The organism is Pseudoroseicyclus tamaricis (genome assembly GCF_012070395.1).
Taxonomy (GTDB): domain Bacteria; phylum Pseudomonadota; class Alphaproteobacteria; order Rhodobacterales; family Rhodobacteraceae; genus Pseudoroseicyclus_A; species Pseudoroseicyclus_A tamaricis.
Map to the genome: position 1 here is coordinate 1316908 of NZ_JAAFYS010000001.1, position 19698 is coordinate 1336605.

At 67.6% G+C, this 19698-nt stretch carries 20 protein-coding genes; 14 read left to right on the forward strand and 6 right to left on the reverse strand.

The window, feature by feature from the left end; genetic code table 11:
* Positions 1-13: 13 nt before the first annotated feature.
* Genes GY170_RS05945 through speB form a run of 3 tightly spaced genes read right to left on the reverse strand, consistent with a single transcriptional unit; the run spans position 14 to position 2764 of the window.
* Positions 14-826 carry an ABC transporter permease gene (locus GY170_RS05945; protein ID WP_163890886.1) on the reverse strand — a complete coding sequence of 271 codons (813 nt, stop codon included), beginning with the start codon at positions 824-826 and terminating at the stop codon, positions 14-16.
* 1 nt (position 827) lies between these two features.
* Positions 828-1706 (reverse strand): ABC transporter permease, encoded by an 879-nt coding sequence (locus GY170_RS05950; RefSeq protein ID WP_203531171.1) that lies wholly within the window; start codon positions 1704-1706, stop codon positions 828-830.
* Positions 1703-2764, reverse strand: coding sequence for an agmatinase (gene speB / locus GY170_RS05955; RefSeq protein ID WP_163890888.1), 1062 nt, complete (start codon positions 2762-2764; stop codon positions 1703-1705). The genes GY170_RS05950 and speB overlap by 4 nt, the downstream gene beginning before the upstream one ends.
* 402 nt (positions 2765-3166) lie before the next feature.
* On the opposite strand from speB, the gene GY170_RS05960 reads away from it, so the two are divergent.
* Positions 3167-4111 carry a LysR family transcriptional regulator gene (locus GY170_RS05960; protein ID WP_163890890.1) on the forward strand — a complete coding sequence of 315 codons (945 nt, stop codon included), beginning with the start codon at positions 3167-3169 and terminating at the stop codon, positions 4109-4111.
* Between the two features lie 131 nt (positions 4112-4242).
* Here the strand turns inward: GY170_RS05960 and GY170_RS05965 are convergent, their stop codons facing one another.
* Positions 4243-5241: a LacI family DNA-binding transcriptional regulator gene (locus GY170_RS05965; protein WP_163890892.1), complete on the reverse strand. Its 999-nt coding sequence runs from the start codon at positions 5239-5241 to the stop codon at positions 4243-4245.
* Positions 5242-5264: 23 nt separating this feature from the next.
* Entirely contained in the window at positions 5265-6074 is an 810-nt protein-coding gene (locus GY170_RS05970; RefSeq protein WP_163890895.1) for an aldo/keto reductase, read from the reverse strand.
* 145 nt (positions 6075-6219) lie between these two features.
* Between GY170_RS05970 and GY170_RS05975 the strand changes: the two genes are divergently transcribed.
* The 8 genes from GY170_RS05975 to GY170_RS06010 all read left to right on the forward strand — a co-directional run bounded on the left by GY170_RS05975 (position 6220) and on the right by GY170_RS06010 (position 12872).
* Positions 6220-7110 (forward strand): carbohydrate ABC transporter permease, encoded by an 891-nt coding sequence (locus tag GY170_RS05975; RefSeq protein ID WP_163890897.1) that lies wholly within the window; start codon positions 6220-6222, stop codon positions 7108-7110.
* On the forward strand, positions 7107-8033 hold the full coding sequence (locus GY170_RS05980; RefSeq protein WP_163890899.1) for a carbohydrate ABC transporter permease: 927 nt from the start codon (positions 7107-7109) through the stop codon (positions 8031-8033). Before GY170_RS05975 ends, GY170_RS05980 begins: the two co-directional genes overlap by 4 nt.
* A 4-nt stretch (positions 8034-8037) precedes the next feature.
* Positions 8038-9138: an ABC transporter ATP-binding protein gene (locus GY170_RS05985; protein ID WP_163890901.1), complete on the forward strand. Its 1101-nt coding sequence runs from the start codon at positions 8038-8040 to the stop codon at positions 9136-9138.
* Positions 9139-9227: 89 nt separating this feature from the next.
* Positions 9228-10478: an ABC transporter substrate-binding protein gene (locus tag GY170_RS05990; RefSeq protein WP_163890903.1), complete on the forward strand. Its 1251-nt coding sequence runs from the start codon at positions 9228-9230 to the stop codon at positions 10476-10478.
* Positions 10479-10576: 98 nt separating this feature from the next.
* Positions 10577-11062, forward strand: coding sequence for a VOC family protein (locus GY170_RS05995; RefSeq protein ID WP_203531172.1), 486 nt, complete (start codon positions 10577-10579; stop codon positions 11060-11062).
* Complete coding sequence (locus GY170_RS06000) at positions 11059-11832, forward strand: sugar phosphate isomerase/epimerase family protein (RefSeq protein WP_163890905.1); 774 nt, start codon at positions 11059-11061, stop codon at positions 11830-11832. The genes GY170_RS05995 and GY170_RS06000 overlap by 4 nt, the downstream gene beginning before the upstream one ends.
* 15 nt (positions 11833-11847) lie before the next feature.
* Positions 11848-12396, forward strand: a complete 549-nt coding sequence (locus GY170_RS06005) for a cupin domain-containing protein (RefSeq protein WP_163890907.1) — start codon at positions 11848-11850, stop codon at positions 12394-12396.
* A gap of 53 nt (positions 12397-12449) precedes the next feature.
* Positions 12450-12872 (forward strand): VOC family protein, encoded by a 423-nt coding sequence (locus GY170_RS06010; RefSeq protein ID WP_163890909.1) that lies wholly within the window; start codon positions 12450-12452, stop codon positions 12870-12872.
* Between the two features lie 88 nt (positions 12873-12960).
* On the opposite strand, the gene GY170_RS06015 is transcribed toward GY170_RS06010, so the two are convergent.
* A complete protein-coding gene (locus tag GY170_RS06015; RefSeq protein ID WP_163890911.1) occupies positions 12961-13902 on the reverse strand; it encodes a 2-hydroxyacid dehydrogenase in 942 nt (313 codons plus the stop codon).
* Positions 13903-14377: 475 nt separating this feature from the next.
* Here GY170_RS06015 and GY170_RS06020 point away from each other — a divergent pair, with 475 nt between their 5' ends.
* From GY170_RS06020 to GY170_RS06040, 5 genes are read left to right on the forward strand one after another with little or no spacing between them, the layout of a single operon-like run.
* On the forward strand, positions 14378-15202 hold the full coding sequence (locus tag GY170_RS06020; RefSeq protein WP_163890913.1) for an SDR family NAD(P)-dependent oxidoreductase: 825 nt from the start codon (positions 14378-14380) through the stop codon (positions 15200-15202).
* A 34-nt stretch (positions 15203-15236) separates the two neighbouring features.
* A complete protein-coding gene (locus tag GY170_RS06025) occupies positions 15237-16238 on the forward strand; it encodes a BMP family ABC transporter substrate-binding protein (RefSeq protein ID WP_163890915.1) in 1002 nt (333 codons plus the stop codon).
* Between the two features lie 6 nt (positions 16239-16244).
* Positions 16245-17756, forward strand: coding sequence for an ABC transporter ATP-binding protein (locus tag GY170_RS06030; RefSeq protein WP_163890917.1), 1512 nt, complete (start codon positions 16245-16247; stop codon positions 17754-17756).
* Positions 17756-18796: an ABC transporter permease gene (locus tag GY170_RS06035; RefSeq protein ID WP_163890919.1), complete on the forward strand. Its 1041-nt coding sequence runs from the start codon at positions 17756-17758 to the stop codon at positions 18794-18796. Before GY170_RS06030 ends, GY170_RS06035 begins: the two co-directional genes overlap by 1 nt.
* Positions 18793-19698: an ABC transporter permease gene (locus GY170_RS06040; protein WP_163890921.1), complete on the forward strand. Its 906-nt coding sequence runs from the start codon at positions 18793-18795 to the stop codon at positions 19696-19698. Before GY170_RS06035 ends, GY170_RS06040 begins: the two co-directional genes overlap by 4 nt.

Consider the following 19698-nt stretch of genomic DNA (forward strand, 5'->3'; position numbering starts at 1 on the left):
CGCTGATGTTGGTTCATGCTGCCCCCCTGATGCGGGCGGCCATGCGGCGGTCCCAGAGCATTTTCCCCAGCACGGCGATGATGGTGGCAAGGATCAGCACGACGCCGATCGCGGCCACGGCCGGAGAGATGTTGTCCTGGATGCCGTCCCAGATCTGGCGCGGCAGGGTGTAGACGTTGCGCTGCGTCAGGAAGAGCGCGACGACGATCTCGTCCCAGGAGATGGCGAAGGCGAAGACGCCTCCGGCCAGCACGCCGGGCCAGATGTTCGGCAGGATGGTCAGGCGCATGGCCGTCAACGGGCCGGCGCCGAGGCTGCGCGCGGCCTGCTCGAGGCGCGGGTCGAAGTTCGACAGCACCGCCGAAACGGAGATCACGACGAAGGGGATGCCTTTCATCGTGTGGGCGAGGATGAGGCCGACGTAGCTGTCGATCATGCCGAAATCGACCCAGACGCGATACATCCCGAGCGCATGCACGATCGGCGGGACGATCATCGGTGTCAGGGCAAGAATGCGGATGGTCTCACCGAGCGCCGAAGACAGCTTCCAGCAGCCAATCGCGCAGATCGTGCCGAGGCAGATAGCGAGGCTCGATGCCCCGAGGGCGACGATGGCGCTGTCGATGATCCCCTTGCGCCACATGCGGTCGGTGAACAGCGTCTCGTAGTGGCGCAGCGAATATTCGCCCTCGGGCAGCGACAGGTAGCGCTCCGGCGTGAATGAGATCGGGATCACCACCAGCAACGGGAGGATCAGGAAGGCGATCAGCGTCCAGGCGATGCAGAGGGTGAAGGCAAAGCCGAAGTTGGCGCGGAGTCTGTCCATCTCAGGCCGCTCCGAACATGTTGCGAAACTTCACGATGCGTCCCAGCACGATCAGCAGCGTGAAGACGACGAACAGCATGCTGGACGCGAGCGCGGTGCCCTGTCCCCAGGCGAGCGTCTCGTTCACCTGCAGCGCGATGTACTCCGCCACCATCGTGGTGCGTCCGCCGCCCAGCAGGGCCGGGGTGATGTAGAAGCCGATCGAGAAGATGAAGACGAGAATGCCGGCGCTGATGAGGCCCGGCAGGCTCAGCGGCAGGAAGACACGCCAGAACGCGCCGAAGGGCGAGGCGCCGAGGCCACGTGCGGCGGGCACATAGCGCGTGTCGATGGTGCGCATGTTCGCCATCAGCGGCAGCACCGCGTAGGGGATCATGTAGTGCACCATGCCGAGGATGACGCCGAAGGGGTTGCGGATGAAGCGGATCGGGTCGTCGATCAGGCCGATGGCCTGCAGCGTTTCGTTCACCATCCCCCGGGTTTGCAGCAGGGCGATCCAGGCAAAAGCGCGGATCAGGATCGACACCCAGAACGACAACAGCACGGCAAGCAGCATCCAGCTTTGCCAGCGCCCCGTCGCGTGGACGATCGCGTATGCAAGGAGATAGCCGAGCATCAGCGAGATGCTCGAGGAGACGACGCAGATCCACAGCGTGGTGGACAGCACCTTCCGCACCGGCGAGCTGGTGAAGATATCGATGTAGTTGCCGAAGCCCGGCGTCGGCTCGGTCACCGAGATCAGCAGCACGCGGATAAGCGGGTAGAAGTAGAAGACCGAGAGCACGGCGATCGGCAGCAGAGCCATCGCCCAGACCGTGACCTGCGTGCGATCCATCCGGGGCAGGTTCGGCGCGGCGGCGATTTGCGAGGCGTCGCTCATGCGCTTTTGCGTCCGGCGGCTTGCGAGAAGCACATCAGGCTGGCGAGTTCGAACAGCACCTGCGCGCCGGCCTGGGCCGTGTTGGTCGTGGCATCGTATTGCGGTGCGACCTCTACGATATCCGCGCCGATCAGGTTCAGCCCCTTCATGCCGCGCAGAAGGGCCAGGGCCTCGCGGGTCGTCAGGCCGCCCACCTCGGGCGTCCCCGTTCCCGGGGCGAAAGCTGGATCGAGGCTGTCGATATCGAAGGAGAGGTAGGTGGGGCCGTCCCCGACGATGTCGCGCGCCCGGGCGATGAGGCCCGGCAGGCCCGCGTCGGTTATCTCCTCGGCGTGGATCACGGTCATCCCGGAATCCGCGCTGAACTCCCAAAGATATTCCGACGAGCCGCGGATCCCGATCTGAATGGTGCGCTGCGGATCGAGCACACCGTCGAGCACCGCGTTTCGGAACGGCCCGCCGTGGTGGAACTTGGTGCCGTCGAACGGCCCGGACGTGTCGCAATGGGCGTCGATATGGATCATGCCGACCGGTCGGGTCCGGCCCAGAGCCTTCATGATCGGATGCGTGATCGAATGGTCGCCGCCGACGGAGATGGGCACCACGCCCGCCTCGGCAATCTTGTCGACCCAGGCCTCGATATCCTCGTGACATTCCTCGAGGCGATACCGACCGCGAAATGGCACGTCGCCGATATCGGCCATGGCGAGATCGCCGACCGGGACACAATCGAGCACGTGGTTGTAAGGGCCGATCCGCTCGATCGTGCGCAATGCGCGGGGTCCGAAACGGGACCCGGGCCGGTTCGTGACGCCGAGATCCATGGGGATGCCGAGGAGCGCCACATCGAGGCCGCTGAAGTCCGGGTTGACCGGATCGACCGTGCGGGCAGGGGCGGAGAGGAACGTGGGCTGGCCCGCGAAAGGGGGCACGCGGGTGCCGCTCGCCGAGAACAAGGTCTTGGCCACACGGGCGAACCTCGGGTCCTCGATGTCGCCGCCCGTCCTGTCTGCGTATTTGGCACGGAGCCGGGCGAGGTTGTCAGCGCCGTCCTTCACAGGAATCCCTCCCGCATCGTCGTCGCCGGAGCGCCTGATGAGGCAGGATGTGCTGCCGCTATGTTGGGCATCGTGGGATTGTGGGACGTCGGCATGATGGCTCCGGCAGAGGTCTGTCCCTCAGGCTGGAAGCAAAGGTTCCGCCGCTTCAATATCGCAGAGGCGGGGCATTTATTTGGATTCCGCGATGCGAGGACCGGGCGCTCATGGGCGCGCCAGATAATCGGGCAGGGGGCTTCGAAAGCCGCCGATGAAGCGGGCATTTGGAGAATGCGCCCGAATTGCACAGCTCGCCCCGCCGTGTCCATGCCGAGCGCGGCGCTGTGCCCTCTATCTTGAGGACGTTCGGCCGCGCCACGCTTTTGAGGCGCGTTCCCGGTCTGTCACCAAGGATAGAGATTGATGAACCAGCCCAACGTTGGTCAGCGCTTGTTTTACAAGGATTTCCGGCTGCTTCGATTGTTCACGCAGATCGTCCGATATGGCGGCTTTGCCCAGGCGCAGGCCGCGCTGAACCTTGGTCAATCCACCGTCTCCAACCAGATGGCCGAGCTGGAACAACAACTTGGCTTGCGCCTCTGCCATCGGGGCCGGGGGGGATTCCGGCTGACAGAGGAGGGCGAGAAGGTCTTCCAGGAGACGATGAAGCTGTTCGAGGCTGTCGGTGGCTTCGAGGCCCAGATCGCCGGCCTCCGGGACGGTCTGGTGGGCGATCTGACGATCCACGTGGTCGACCACGTGTCAAGCAACCCCGCCAGCCCCCTGCCGGATGCAATCGACGCCTTCACCCGCGAAGCGCCGGAGGCGCGGCTTCACATCCACGTCGACACTCCCGACAACATCGAGCTCTCGGTCCTGAACGGCAGCTGCGACGTGGGAATTGGATCTTTTTTCCACCACGGCGGCAGTCTCAGCTACGATTGGCTCTTCGACGAGCGTCAACTTCTCGTCTGCGGGCGGCGGCATCCCCTTTCCGCGCGCTCAGGCTCCGAATTGAACCTCGCCGAGATCGGCAAACATCCCTTCGTTTCGCGCAGCTATTTTCACCAGCAGCTTGCCAAAGACACCGAGCCCGCGGGCTTCGCCGCTCATATGGAGGCGGTGGCCCTCCTCATCCTGTCAGGGCGGTACGTTGGTTACCTCCCCGACCACCAGGCCGAGCCCTGGGTACGGCGCGGCGAGATGTCGGTGCTGCTTCCGGATGAGATGGGATACACGGCCCGCTTCGAGGTCGTGACGCGGGTGGATGGGGTGAGGTCAGCCCTGGTGGACAAGTTCACGGATTGCCTTGCCGCAGTTCGTCGCGGCAGCGGTGACGAAACGCAGCTCGTTGCAGAGTTGTCTTGAGCCTAGGAACACTTATGCCTTGCAATATACGGCGTCATGAAACCCGAGCTGCTCCTCCGCCATCGTAGTGGATTTTGTTGAACGCCCACCCCTCGTCCGTCTAGATCTCGACTGCCGACATCTCCCCGGCCTCACCTACCAGCCGTGCTGCTCCGGATCACCAGGTCCGGCTTCAGGACGATCCGCTTCGTCGCATCCGCGCTCGTGTTGATCCGGTCGAGCATCAGCTCGGCGGCGGCTTGCGCGATCTGCTCGGCCGGGTAGTTCACGCTGGAGAGGGGAGGGGCTGCGGCTTCGGCGTATTCGACGTTGTCGTAGCCGAAGACCGAGACGTCGGTGGGGACGTCGATGCCGTTCTCCTGGCACCAGCGCAGGCCCCCCATCGCGATCCGGTCGGTGGAGGCGAGGACCGCCGTCGGCGGGTCGGGGAGGGTGAGCAGGTGCGCCATCGCGGCATAGCCTTGCGAGATCCCGTGACCGCCGGGGCCGACGATGAGGGCCGGGTCGACCTCGATCCCGGCCTCCGCCAGGGCCTGCCGGTAGCCGTCGATCTTCTCGGCATTGCCCGTCGCGCGCTCGCTGTCGATCAGGCCGATCCGGCGGTGACCGAGATCGATCAGGTGGCGCGCCGCGAGGGCGCTGCCGTGCTGCTCGTCGATGGTCACCACGTCGAGCCCCTCGACCTCCTTGCCGGCGAGCAGGATGACCGGCATCCCGGAGGCGGCGAGCCGGCGGATGCCGTCGAGGTGGCGGCGGTGGTTGGGGTAGACGAGCACCCCGTCCACCTGGCGGGAGCGGAAGGTGGCGAGCGCGCGCTCCTCCTCCTCGCCGTCGCCGTTGGAGGCGGCGAGGAGGGTGACGTAGCCCTTCGCCTTCAGCTCGATTTCCAGCTTCTGGGCGACCTGCGTGAGGACGGGGCTCGTCATGTCGGTCAGCAGCAGGCCCACCGTCATGTTGCGCCGGGTCACGAGGGACTGCGCGGCGTGGTTCGGCGTATAATCGAGGGCGCGGGCGGATTCGAGGATGCGCTCGCGGGTGCTCTGCCCGACGCGGGGCGAGCCGCGCAGGGCGAGCGAGACGGTGTTCACCGAGACGCCGGTCCGCTCCGCGATGTCCTTGAGTGTCGCCACCTGATCCCCCATCGCACGTCAGGTCAGTCCCAGTCGGGCCCCCAATCCGGGTCGATGCTGCGTTGGCCCCGGTCGAGGCCCTCGATCCGGTCTATCTCACCTTCCGTCAGCTGAATGTCTAGCGCGCCGAAGTTCGCCTTGATGCGCTCCGCCTTGCCGGAGGTCGGGATGGCCGCGTAGCCGCGCGAGAGCTCGAAGGCGAGCGCGACCTGCTCGGGCGTGGCGCCGTGCGCCTCGGCGATCTCGCGCATCACCGGATCCTCCCCGATCCGGCCGTGGGCAATCGGCTGATAGCAGGTGACGGTGACCCCGCGGGCGGTGCAGTGATCGGCGAGCTTGCGGTTGCGGAAGAGGGGATTGAGCTCGACCTGGTTGGTGAGGAGCGGCACGCCGCCGAGGATCTCCAGCGCCTCGTCGAGAAGCGCGATGGTGAAGTTGGAGACCCCGATGTTGCGGGCGAGGCCGCGCTCGCGCGCCTCCGCCAGCTGCGGGATGTAGTCGGAGAGCGGCCGCTCCCCGTTCGGGGCCGGCCAGTGGATCAGGGCGAGATCGACCTGCTCGAGCCCCAGCGCCTCGCAGCTGCGCTCCAGGGACGGGATCAGCGCGCCGGGGCCGAAGTTGGCGGGGCGGACCTTGGTGGTGACGAAGACCTCGCCGCGGGGCAGGCCCGAGCGGCGCATCGCCTCTCCGACCTCTGCCTCGGTGTCGTAATCCTGCGCGGTGTCGAGGTGGCGGTAGCCCGTCTCCAGCGCGCAGCCGATGGCGTCGATGCCTTCGGCGCCCTTGCGCCCGTAGGTGCCGAAGCCCAGCGGCGGCATGTCCATCCCTTGCATCTCTTCCCTCCCTGTCCGCCACGCCCGGGCGGTCCGCATTTGTTGTTGACGCAACGCGAATCCTATCTCAGTATTAACGTTAATACAACGCAGCAACAGCGCTGCGAGTGCAGGGTCGAGGAGGGCCCGGCACGAGGGAGGAGCCATGACGATCCGTTGGACGCGGATCGCCCCGCAGATCGCGTTGACGCCGGCCGTAGCGGTGACGGCAGTCGCGTTCGTCGGGTCGATCCTATGGACGATATACCTGTCTTTCACCCGGTCCCGCCGGGTGCCAGACTACGCCATCGACTGGACCGAATGGTCCCGCCAATACGACCGGTTGTTCCAGGACGCTGGCTGGTCCACGGCCCTGTGGAACCTCGTCACGCTCGGCCTCGGCTCGGCGCTGGCGATCGTCTTCGGCTTCATCCTTGCCGCGATGATCGACCGTGAGAAGCGGGGGGAGGCATTGTTCCGCACCGTCTTCCTCTACCCGCTGGCGGTGTCGCTGATCGTGACGGGCGTGGCGTGGCGCTGGATCCTCAACCCCACGATGGGGCTGGAGGCGACGCTGCACCGATGGGGCTGGGAGTGGGTCGATTTCAACTGGCTGGCCCAGGGCGATACCGCGATGTACGCGATCATCCTTGCCTCGATCTGGCAATCCTCCGGCTTCTACATGGCGCTGATGATCGCGGGGCTGAAATCCATCAATTCCGAGATCTGGTCGGCCGCGCGCCTCGACGGGGTGAGCCTGCCGCGGCTCTATATCGAGATCATCATCCCGATGATGAAGTTCACCTTCCTGACCTGCGCCATCCTGCTCTCGCTCGGCGTCATCAAGGCCTATGACATCGTGCTCGCCATGACGAACGGCGGGCCGGGGCAGTCGACCTGGGTGCCGGCGTACTTCGTCATCAACGCGCTCAGCCAGAAGCAGAACCTCGGCTATGCCAGCGCCGCGGCGGTGATGATGCTCGGCATCACGCTCCTCGTCTTCCTGCCGCTGGTGATGCTCACCGCCTGGCAGAACGGCCGGAGGGAGGCGAGATGACCCAGCTCGACGTCACCGAGGCCGCCGCCGGCGCCACCGTCGTCCGCAACCAGGCGCGCGTTCGCCGCCGGAAGGGCCTGAACGGCCGGTCCATCGCCGTCCTCGTGTTCCTGACCATGTGCGCGCTGTTCTTCTGCGTACCGCTCTACGTGGTGCTGACGACCTCGCTCAAGACGATGGAGGAGATCCGGCAGGGCCAGATCTTCGCCCTGCCGGAGACATGGACGCTGGAGGCCTGGAACTTCGCCTGGAACGACGCCTGCTCGGGCATCACCTGCGAGGGGCTGAAGGTCGGCTTCTGGAACTCGGTCCGCATCCTCGTCCCCTCGCTGATCCTGTCGATCACGCTCGCCATGGTGACCGGCTACGCGCTGGCCCTCTGGGAGGTGAAGTGGGCGGGGACGTTCCTGTTCCTCCTTTTCCTCTGCGCCTTCGTGCCGCTGCAGATCATCATGTTCCCGCTGATCGCGATCACGCGGACGATGGGCGTCTACGGCACGATCATGGGGGTGGCGGTCGTCCACTCCGTCATGGCGATGCCCGTCCTCACGCTGATCTTCCGCAACTTCTACAAGGACATCCCGCGAGAGATCATGAACGCCGCGATCATGGATAGCGGCTCGTTCTGGAAAATCTTCGTGGAGATCATCCTGCCCATGTCGGGCAACATCCTGATCGTCGTGCTGATCCTGCAGATCACCAACGTATGGAACGACTACCTCGTCGGCGTCACCTTCGGCGGCTTCAACACCCAGCCGATGACAGTGAACCTCGCCAACATGGTCACCGTCTCCACCGGTACCGCCACCTACAACGTCGACATGGCGGCGGCGCTGCTCACCGCGATCCCCCCGCTCGTCATCTACTTCATGGTGGGCAAGTTCTTCGTCGCCGGCATCACCGCCGGCGCCATCAAGGGATAGACAGATGCCCCGCGTTTCCTTCGAGCATATCGTCAAGTCCTACGGCGGACTGAACATCCTTGAGGATCTCAACCTCAGCGTCGATCACGGGGAGTTCCTCGTCCTGCTCGGGCCCTCGGGTTGCGGCAAGACCACGCTGCTCAACCTGCTCGCCGGGCTGACCGACGTGACCGACGGCCGCATCATGATCGGCGAGCGCGACGTCACCGAGCTCGACCCCAAGGACAGGGGGCTGGCGATGGTCTTCCAGTCCTACGCGCTCTACCCGACGAAATCGGTGCGCGGGAACCTCAAGTTCGGCCTCTCCGCCGCGAAGCTGCCGCGAGAGGAGGTGGCGCGGCGGGTCGACTGGGCGGCGAAGCTGCTGCAGATCGAGCCGCTGATGGACCGCCGGCCGAGCCAGCTTTCGGGCGGGCAGCGCCAGCGCGTCGCCATCGGCCGGGCGCTCGTCAAGCATGCCGACGTGCTGCTCTTCGACGAGCCGCTGTCGAACCTCGACGCCAAGCTGCGCACCGAGATGAGGCTGGAGATCATGCGCCTGCATGACGAGCTGAACCCGACGGTGGTCTACGTCACCCACGACCAGATCGAGGCGATGACGATGGCGACCCGGATCGCCGTGATGAACGGCGGTGTCATCCAGCAGTTCGGCACGCCCGACGAGGTTTACGAGACGCCTGCCAACCTGTTCGTCGCCGGCTTCATCGGCGCGCCGGCGATGAACCTCAAGAAGGGCCACATCGCCAAGGCGAATGGCGGCGTCGCGGGCGTCTTCGAGACCGGGGAGCGCATCGTCCTCGACGATTACGCCTTCGCCCGCGCCCCGGAGGAGGGGGCGCCGGTGGTGATCGGCCTGCGTCCCGAGCATTTCGGGGCTCCGAACGCGCCGATCGGCGATGCGGCGGGGCGCTTCGAGCTGCCGCTGCAGCACACCGAGCGCACGGGGTCGGATGCGACCGGCTACCTGCACTGGGGCGACGGGCTGCTGTCGCACCGGGTGGAGCCCGGCGACGCCGCCCGCCTGCGCCCGGGCGAGAAGATCAGCGTCGCCTTCCCGAGAGGAAAGGCGAACCTGTTCGACGCCGCGTCCGGAGAGCGGCTCTGAGAGGGATGCCGCTCCTCGCGGGCGGCTCTGACGATCGACGCCGCTTGAGGAGAGCGGCGGTGACTTCATCGAAAGGGAGGAGACCCAAGATGACGACCAAGACCCGACTGACCGGCCTCACTGCCGCCCTACTATGCGGCACGGCCATTGCCCCGGCTGCCATGGCCGAGGAGGTGATCGTCTTCCACAACTGGTCCTCGGGGCCGGAAGTGGCGGCGCTGAATGTCCTCAAGGACAACTTCGAGGCGATGGGCCACACGTGGACCGACATCGCGATCCCGCATGACACCGGCTCGAACGTGAGCCTGCTCAACCTCGTGACGGGGGGCAATCCGCCCAACGTCTTCCTCGAATCCAGCCCAGGCTTCTACCGCGACCTCGCCGACATGGGCATGGCCCGGCCCCTGACCGAATGGTACGAGGAGAACGGCTACCTCGAGCATCTGCCATCCTCCGTGATCGAGAGCATCACCGTCGACGGCGAGATCATGAAGGTCCCGACCGCGATCCACATCGACGGCATGGTCTACTACAACATGGACGTGGCCGAGCAGGTGGGCGTCGATCCGACCTCCTGGACCTCGCTCGACGACATGTTCGCCGACTTCGACATGATCCGCGAGCAGGGCGTCGTGCCCATCGCCCTCGGCGCGCAGCAATGGCAGATCGGCTACCTGACGCATGCCATCGCCGCCTCCGTCGCGGGGCCGGAGTTCTACAACGCCATCTACGGCGGCGAGGTGAACCCCGACGTCATCGACAGCGAGGAGATGCGCACGACGCTCGAATGGCTGCGGCGCTTCCAGGAGGCGGCGGACGAAGGCTCCGTCAACCGCGACTGGAACGTGACCACCAACATGGTCATCACCGGCGACGCCTTGATGCAGATCCACGGTGACTGGATGAAGGGCGAATGGACCGCCGCAGGCCTGACGGCCGGCGAGGACTTCGGCTGCATGCAGATCCCCGGTGCCATCGCCATCCCCGTGACGGTCGATGCCTGGGGCGTGCTGGGCGACCAGTCGGAAGAGATGGACGCGGCCGAGCTCGACTTCGCCTCCGTCGTCCTCGACCCCGAGGTGCAGGCCCAGTTCGCGGCCGAGAAGGGCTCCACCCCCGTCCGCCTCGATGCGGCCGGTGAGATCGATGCCTGCAGCGAGGCCGTCCTCGGCTACCTCGAGGATCCCGATCACCAGGTGGCGAACCCGCACACGATGGTCGACGCTGACTGGCAGTCCTCCCTCTGGGACGTGCTCTTCAACTTCTGGAGCGACCCGGAGATGACCGCCGACGAGGCCATCGAGCAGATGCAGACGAACTACGACCTGATCCTCGGCTGACGCCGGGGGTCCTGTGCCGGGCGGTGGGCTCCCGCCGCCGCCCGGCCCTCTCTCTCCCTCCGCCGCCGTCCCGCGCGGCCCCCAGGATTGGACCTTCCATGATCGACAAACGACTCCTCGACGAAGACGAGGTGATGCAGATCTGCTTCGTCACCCACGACGCCGAGGCCTCCGCCCGCTGGTTCGCCGACCTTACCGGCAAGGAGATGCCCCCCGAGGGCAGGGCGGCCGAACCCGAGGAGGCGCAGGCGATCTACAACGGCCAGCCGGCCCGCGTCGGCTGCACCATCCGCATGTTCGCCTTCGGCAACATCGACGTGGAATTCCTGCAGCCCGGCCCCGAGAAGAGCGCCTGGCGCGACCTGCTGGAGGAGAAGGGCCCCGGCTGCCACCACATCGCCTTCCGCACGCGGAACCTGACGAAGCGCAATGCCTATCTCGAGGAGAAGGGCCACCGCCTGCTCCAGCGCGGCGAGTTCGACGGCAGCCACGGCCGCTACGCCTATTACGACACGGTCAAGGACCTCGGCGTGATGGTCGAGCTTCTGGAGTTCGACAAGGACAAGGAGCCGCAGGGCTCATGAGCTATCCCCTGGCCTACCAGCTTTACTCCTCGCGCAACTTCCCCCCGCTGGGGGACCAGCTGCCAGAGCTTGCCGCCATGGGCTACGACGCCATCGAGCCATGGCTGCCGGCTTACGAGGCCGACCCGGCCGGTTTCGGCCGGCAGGTCCGGGCGGCGGGGATGCGGATCATCGGCTTTCACATGCCGCTGGACGGTCTGGCCGCCGATCCCGAGCGCTGGTGCGACATCGCCGAGGCGATGGAGGCCGAGGTGCTGATCCCGCCCTTCGTCCCGGCGGAGGAGCGCCAGCCGAAGCCCGAGTTCTGGCGCGGCGTGGGCGAGAGGCTGGCCCGCGGGGCGGAGGTGGCGGAACGGCGGGGCCTCACCGTCGCCTGGCACAACCACGACTTCGAATATGCACCCCTGCCGGACGGCACCCGCCCCATCGAGCACATCCTCGGCGTCTCCGATGCCGTGAAGTTCGAGATCGATTGCGGCTGGATCGTCCGCGGCGGCGCCGACCCGGCTGAGGAGCTGCGGCGCTACGCCGACCGCATCGTCGCCATCCAGCTCAAGGACACCGCTGGCCCCGATGGCATGGGAACGGAGGATGGCTGGCGGGCCACCGGCGACGGGATCATCGACTGGGAGGCCCTCGTGCCGCTGATGAAGGAGACCGCCGCGACTCACGTCGTCGCCGAGCACGACAACCCCGCCGACTGGCGTGCCTTCGCCGCGCGCTCGGCGGATCACATGCGCCGCCTCGGCCTCGCCGCCGGCGCCGCCTGAACAGGAGCCGATCCGATGGAGACCGAACGCCATACGTCGCGCCCGGAGGGGCACGTCCCCAACAGCCGCTTTCCCCTGTTGATCCACCGCGGCGCCATTCCCGGCGGCGGGGCAGGGGCCGTGCGGGAGGTCTTTCGCCGCAACGGCTGGACGAACAACTGGGACTATCCGGGCATCTACGACTACGCCCATTACCACTCGACGACCCACGAGGCGCTGGGCGTCGCAGCGGGCTGGATCGAGCTGGAGCTCTCGGTCTCCGGCGGCATCCGCGTCAGGCTGGAGGTCGGCGATGTCGTGGTGATGCCGGCGGGGGTGTCTCACGCCATGGTCGGCGGCAGCGATGACGTGCTGTTCGTCGGCGGCTATCCCGAGGGCCGTGACTGGGACAACATGCGCGGCGACCGGCTCGACGATCTCGCCGCGCGGGAGGCCGCCAAGCGCATCATGATGCTGCCCATCCCCGCCCGCGACCCGGTCACCGGCGCGGCGATGGACGACTGGATCGACGCGCCATCGAGCGTCGATGCCGATCTCAACGATTTCCGCGACGGGCTGGGGTGAACGACCGTCCGGCGGCCCGCGTTTTCGATCAACCCAAAAGACAGGAGGCCGCCATGGCCCTGAAACTCAAGCAACTCGCGCATGTCTGCATCTTCGCCCGCGACGTCGAGGAGACACGCCGCTTCTACGAGGACGTGCTCGGCATGAAGACCGTCTTCAACTTCACCCGCGAGGGCCATCTCTTCGGCTTCTACCTCGATGCCGGTAACCGCACCTTCGTGGAGGTCTTCGAGAACGCCTCCGCGGAGTACAGCGGCAAGAACCAGATCAACCACCTGTGCCTCGAAGTCGAGGATCTGGAGGAGGCGGTCGCCCATATCCGCACGCAGGGCATCGAGCCGACCGCGCCGAAGAAGGGCGTCGACGAGACGTGGCAGGCGTGGATCGACGATCCGAACGGCGTGAAGATCGAGCTCTTCCAGTACACCGACGCGAGCGTGCAGTTCACCGGCGGTGACGTCGAGGCCGACTGGTAGGAGCCGTCCGCCACCGGAGGAGGCCCGCCTGGGACGCGGGCCTTCTTCCCCAAAGGCCCCGAGAGTCCCTCGGGGCGCCGGCTGCAGCCTAGAGCGACACCTCGTAGGGCAGGGGGCGCCCGTCGAAGTAGGCGGTGAGGTTGTCCAGCGTCATCTGCGCCATCGCCCCGCGCGCCTCCACCGTGCCCGAGGCATGGTGCGGGTAGCAGGTGACGTTCGGCAGGCCCGTCAGCGCCGCATCGGGCGTCGGCTCATCGTGGAATACGTCGAGCCCCGCCGCCCCGAGCGTGCCGTCCGTCAGCGCGGCGATCAGCGCCGCCTCGTCCACCACCGAGCCGCGCCCGACATTGACGAGGATGCCCTCCGGCCCCTGCGCCGCCATCACCTCGGCGCCGATCATGTGGCGTGTCGCGTCCCCGCCGGGCAGGCAGACGATCAGGTCGCCCGCCCACTTGGCCAGCTCCGTCAGGTCATCGAAATGGCGCCCCGGCGCGTCCGGCTTCTCGGTTCGTGAGAAATAGCCGATCTCCTTGCCAAAGCCCTCGGCCCGCCGCGCTACCGCGGCCCCGATCCGCCCCATCCCCGCGATGCCGAGCCGGCCGCCGGTGAAGCTGTGGAGCAGCGGGTAGGAGCCATCGGCCCAGTCGCCCGAGGTGACATGGGCATGGGCGCGAGGCAGATCGCGCCGAGCCGCCATCAGCAGCAGGATGGCAGTGTCGGCCACGTCATCCTCCAGCGCCGGGGAGACATTGCCCATGCGGATGCCCCGGCGCTTCAGGGCGGCGGTGTCGATGCGGTCATAGCCGGCCGAGGAGCAGGTGACGAATTCGAGCTTCGGCAGCCGCTCCAGCAGCGCCTCGTCCACTGCCTTGCCGCCATCGGTGACGATCCCGCGGATACTCCCGCCGGCGTCATCGAGCACAGCCTCCCGGTCGTCGGCGTCGAAGAGCCGGTGCACGGTGAAGCGGTCCTCCAGCTCCGCCTGCAGGTGAGGGGGCAGGGAGGTGAGGCAAAGGATGTCGGCCGTCATGTCATTCCTTCTCGGACGAAGCGGCGCTCAGGCGGCGCCGGGAATGCCCTCTGTATGGCAGGTCTGCCGCCCGGCCGTAACGCCGGTTGTCGCGACGATCGCCCGATGTGTTCAAGCCGCCCAAGGGCGTGGCGGCGTCGAGCCAAGGATAGGCCGGATGACCGGTCCCTGCCACCAGCCTCTCCGCCGTGCCGGTGCCTGACCCCGATCTGGAACGGGCCAGCGCGGGGGAGGCTCGGGAGTGCTCGCCGCAACAGAGTCGGCCTCTCTGGACGGCGCGACAGGCCCTCCCCGAGACCCCGGTGCGCCCGCCCTGGCACCAGCGGATTCACACTGCCTAAAAGTGAGCCTAATCGCCCGATTTTGCCTCTTTGATACTCAAAGTCGCGCCCCTCCCTCCCGCCTCGCCTTGACCGCGCGCGGCGGGAGGCGTGGCGTCTAGCTCCGACGGAACGATCTGCTGCAGGACGAATTCATGGGCGAATACAAGACACTCCGATCCGACCACCGACTGGCGGAGCGGGCCGCGCCCGTTCCCCGGCGTCACTCCGGACGGGCCCTGCTGGTCACCGGCGGCGCCAGCGGCATCGGGCGCGCCGTGGCCGAGAGACTGATCGCCGAGGGCGCCAGCGTGATGATCGCCGATCTGCCGTCCGACCGCCTGACCGGCACCGCCGAGGAGATCGGCGCGCATTCCGTCGCCTGTGATGTGGCTGACCCCGAGGCCATCGCCGCCGCCATGGCCGAGGTCGCCGCCAGGCTCGGCCCCCTCGACGGCCTCGTGAACTGCGCCGCCATCGTGCGCCATTCCGACCCGCTGGCGATCCCGCGCGAGGACTGGGAGCTGCAGTACAAGGTCAACGTCTTCGGCGCCTACGAGATGGCCGTCGCCGCCGCCAAGATGATGATCGACGCCGGCAAGCCCGGCGCCATCGTCACCCTCGCCTCCGAGGCGGGCAAGAAGGGCCATCTCGACAGCCTCGCCTATTCCAGCTCCAAGGCCGCCGTCATCTCGTGGACGCGCATCCTCGCCGCCCGGCTGGCGCCGCATGACATCAACGTCAATTGCGTCTGCCCCGGCGGGGTCGCGACGCCGATGCTGCGGCAGGTGGCGGAGGATTACAGCAAGGTCACGGGTGAGGACCCCGAGGCCGTCTTCTCGCAGATGACCATGCCCCAGCTCGGCCGCCACATCGCGCCCGCCGAGGTGGCCGCCGTCATCTCGTTCCTGCTGACGGACGACGCCATGCTCGTGCGCGGGCAGGCCATCAACGCCGATGCCGGCGATACGCCCTATTGACCCCCTCAAAGGCCCACTCACAAGGATACCCCTGATGAAATTCCCCCTCGCTGCCGCCTCCCTCCTCGCCCTCTCCGCGCCCGTCTCCGCGCAGGAGTACCAGTCGATCATCTACGTCTCGCCCAACCCGGTAGGCATCAACGACTTCCTGCAGCTCGGCGCCGACGGCACGATGCGCATCGCCGAGGAGATGGGGCTCGACGCCAAGATATTCGAAAGCTCCGACCCCACGGTGAAGCTGCAGAACCTCGAGGCCGCCGCGCAGGAGGCCGACATCGTCGTCGCCATCACCTTCGAGTTCGACGAGATCCTCGCCGACGTGGCGCGTGACTATCCCGAGACGCAGTTCCTGCAGGTCGACAGCTGCACGCCCGATGCGCCCGAGAACGTGCATTGCTCGGTCTTCCGCGAATACGAGACGGCCTTCCTTGCCGGCGCCGTCGCGGCGCTGACCTCCGAGACGGGCACGATCGGCGCCATCGGCGCGCTCGATATCCCCTTCATCCACCGCTACACCGACGCTTTCATCGCCGGCGCCGAGCATGTGATGCCCGAGATCGAGGTGGCGCCGACGCTCTGGATCGGCGGCGACAATCCCTTCGCCGATCCCGCGCGCGGCCAGCAGCGGGCCACGATCATGGCTTCGGGCGGCGCCGACCGCATCCTGACGGCGGCCTCGGGCACCAATGGCGGTGTCTTCCGCGCGCTGGAGGATTTCCCGGGCGCGGCGGGCTTCGGGGTGGATATCAACCAGTGCCTGCAGGCCCCGGGCGTGGTGATGGATAACATCGAGAAGAACACCGACATCGTCGTCGAAATGGGCGTGCGCGGCATCATCGAGGGCACCCAGCCCGCCATCGTGGCGCTGGGCCTTGCCGACGAGGGCATGACGCTGACCAGCCTCAAGCCCGGCGTCGAGGACAGCGAGTGCCTCATCGCGAATTACCCTGAGGTGATCGAGCAGGTCGCCGCCCTTCGCGACCAGATCGTGGCGGGCGAGCTGGAGGTCGCCGACCCGATGCAGATGGCCGAGTAAGCCGGAATGCAATGGGAGCTCGAGACCATCGGCGTGACCAAGCGCTTCGGCCCGGTCACGGCCAACGAGGGCGTGGACCTGCGCGTGAAGAAAGGCGAGGTCCATGCCGTAATGGGAGAGAACGGCGCGGGGAAATCCACCTTGATGTCGATGCTCTACGGGCTCCTCCAGCCGGATGACGGCGAAATCCTCATCGCGGGGCGGCAGGTGCATTTCACCTCCGCCCTCGATGCCATCGGCCACGGGCTCGGCATGGTCCACCAGGCGTTCCAGCTCTTCGAGGAGCTGACGGTCTGGGAGAACATCGTCATGGGCGCCGAGCCCGCGCGCCGCGGCTTTCTCGACCGGCGCCGCGCCATCGCCTCTGTCGCTGGGCTGGCCGAACGCTATGACCTGAAGGTCGACGTGACACAGCGGGTGCGCGATCTTTCCGTCGGCATCCGCCAGCGGGTGGAGATCCTCAAGGCGCTCTACCGCGACGCGCAGATCCTCATCCTCGACGAGCCGACGGCCGTGCTCACCCCGCAGGAGCGCGACGGGCTGTTCGCCGTGATCCGCGCGCTGAGGGATGACGGCCGCACCATCCTCTTCGTCACCCACAAGCTGCACGAGGTGATGGAGATCACCGACAGCGTCACCGTCCTGCGGCAGGGCCGCGTGACCGAGCGGATGGCGACGAAGGAGAGCACGCCCGAGGCGATCATCACCGCCATGACCGGCCGCTCGGTCAGCCTCGACGTGGCCAAGGGCCCGGCGACACCCGGCGAGATTGTGCTGCAGGTCGCGGGCCTCACTGTGGGGCAGGGGCCGAAGCCCGCCGTTGCCGATGTCTCCATCACCGTAAGGGCCGGCGAGATCGTCGGCATCGCCGGGGTGGCGGGCAACGGGCAGAGCGAGCTGATCGAGGCCATCGCGGGCCTCCGCCCCGGGTCTGGCCGAGTCACGCTGAAGGGCAGGGACATCGCCTCCCTCCGCGTGGCCGAGCGCCGCGAGGCCGGCCTTGCCTATATCCCCGAGGATCGCGCGGCCACCGGCACCGCTGCCGGCGCCACCGCGGCCGAGACGCTGCTGATGGGCCGGCAGGGCGACGCGGCGCTGTCGCGCGGCGGGCTCCTGAACCTCCCAGCCATCTCCGAGCGGGCCCGGCGGCTGATCGCGCAGAACGACATTCGCATCTCCTCCGAGCGGGCGAAGGTGGGCACCCTTTCCGGCGGCAACCTGCAGAAGGTCGTCATCGCCCGCGAGCTCGATCACGAGGCGCCGCTGCTCATCGCCGAGCAGCCCACGCGCGGCGTCGACGTGGGCGCCATCGAGGCGATCCACGCCCGCATCGTGGCGGAGCGGGATGCCGGGCGCGCCGTGCTGCTCGTCTCCGCCGAGATGTCGGAGGTCCTTGGCCTCTCCGACCGCATCCTCGTGATGTACGAGGGCCGCATCCTGGCCGAGCTTCCGGCCAGCGAGGCGACCGAGGCGCAGCTCGGCCTGCTCATGGCCGGCCGCACGGGCGAGGCCGCGTGATGGAGCGCCTGAAGTCCCTCCGCCCCGGCCCCGTGCCGCTTGCAATCCTCTCCGGCCTCGTCATCGGGGCGCTGATGCTGCTCGTCTCGGGCGACAATCCCCTCGTCGCCTACCGCGAGATCGTCGAGGGCGCCTTTGCGCCCCGCAACTGGCGCAACACCTTGAGCTGGGCGATCCCGCTCGTCGGCATGTCGCTCGCCGCCGCCATTCCGTTGCGGGGCGGCATGGTGAACCTCGGGGGCGACGGGCAGATCGTCATCGGCGGCTTCGTCGCCGCCGTGGTGCCCATCTATCTCGCCGATGCCGTGCCGCTGCCGGGGTTCCTTCTCGCCGCCATCGCCATCCTCTGCGCCATGCTCGCCTCCGGCCTCTGGGCCGCGCTGGCGGCACTGGGAGAGACGCGGCTCGGCATCCCGATGCTGATCTCCTCGCTGCTTCTCAGCTACCCCGCCATCGGCCTCACCTCCTGGGCGACGGGCTTTCCCCTCCGCGACACCTCTACCGGCCTCACCCAGACGCGCCCCGTGCCGCCGGGCGCCGAACTGCCGGAGCTCTTCGGGCCGGTGACCATGGGCCTCGTCCTGTTGACGATCGTCGTCGCCGCGGTGATCTATGTCGACCGGCGCACCGTGCCAGGCTACGAGCTGCGGATGCGCGGGCTCAACCGGCGGTTCGCCGAATACGGCGGCGTGCGGACCGAGCGGCAGGCGCTGGGCGCGATGTTCGCCAGCGGCGCCATCGCCGGGCTCGTCGGCGCCATCGTGGTGCTGGAGGTGCATCACCGCTTCCAGAACGGCGCGCTCGTCTCGCCAAGCTACACCTGGTCGGGGCTGATGGCGGCGCTGCTGGCCGGCGGCAACCCGGCGCGGGCGGTGCTCGCGGGCTTCTTCTTCGCCGCGCTGCAAACGGGCGGCTTCGCCATGCAGCGCGAGATCCAGGTGCCGCGCGTGCTGTCGATGGTGCTGCAGGCGATCATCATCCTCTTCGTCTCGCTGCGCTACGGGGTGGGAGGCGGCCGGGGGCCGAAGGACCGGCCATGAACATGCTCAACGCCTACACGGTCAACGCCACCATCGGCGGCATGACCCCCATCCTGCTCGCCGCGCTCGCCGGCGTGCTCTGCGGGCGGGTCGCCGTCTTCAACATCGCGCTGGAGGGCAAGATCCTCATCGGCGCCTTCTTCGCGATCGTCGGCAGCTATTTCACCGGCTCCGCCCTTGGCGGCGTTCTCTGCGGTGTGCTGGCGACGATGCTGTTCTCGACGATCCTCGCCTATGGCGTCACGCGGTTTCGCGGTGACAGCATTGTCCTGTGCATCGGGATGAACCTGCTTGCCTCGGGCCTCACCGCCTATCTGCTCCGCCAGATCTTCGGGCAGGCGGGCGTCTTCTCCGACCCTGCCATCGCCGAGGTCGACCGCATCGTCATCCCCGCGATCAACACCATCCCCTGGCTCGGCTGGATCTTCTCGCGGCAGACGCCGATCACCTATCTGTCGTGGCTGCTCGTCATCGTGGTGGCAATCGTGCTCTTCCGCACGCCCCTTGGCCTTCGGATGCGCGGCATCGGGCAGAACCCCGAGGCCGCCACCACACTCGGCATAGACGTTGGCCGCACCCGGCGGTGGACGGTGATTGCCGCGGGCGCGCTTTGCGGGCTGGCCGGGGCGCAGCTCTCCATTGGCACGGTGGGCATCTTCGCCGAGGGCATGAGCGCCGGGCGCGGCTGGATCGCCGTCGTCGCCGTCATGCTGGCGCGCGACAACCCCATCTGGGCCGCCGCCGTCTGCCTGCTCTTCGCCATCGCCGACACCTTCTCGGTGCAGCTTCAGGCGCAGGGCCTGCCCAACCAGCTGACCGACGCGGTGCCCTACGTGATCACCCTCGTCGCCCTCGTCATCGGCGCCCTGCGGGGGCGCCGCCGGCGGATGGCCCCCGTATAG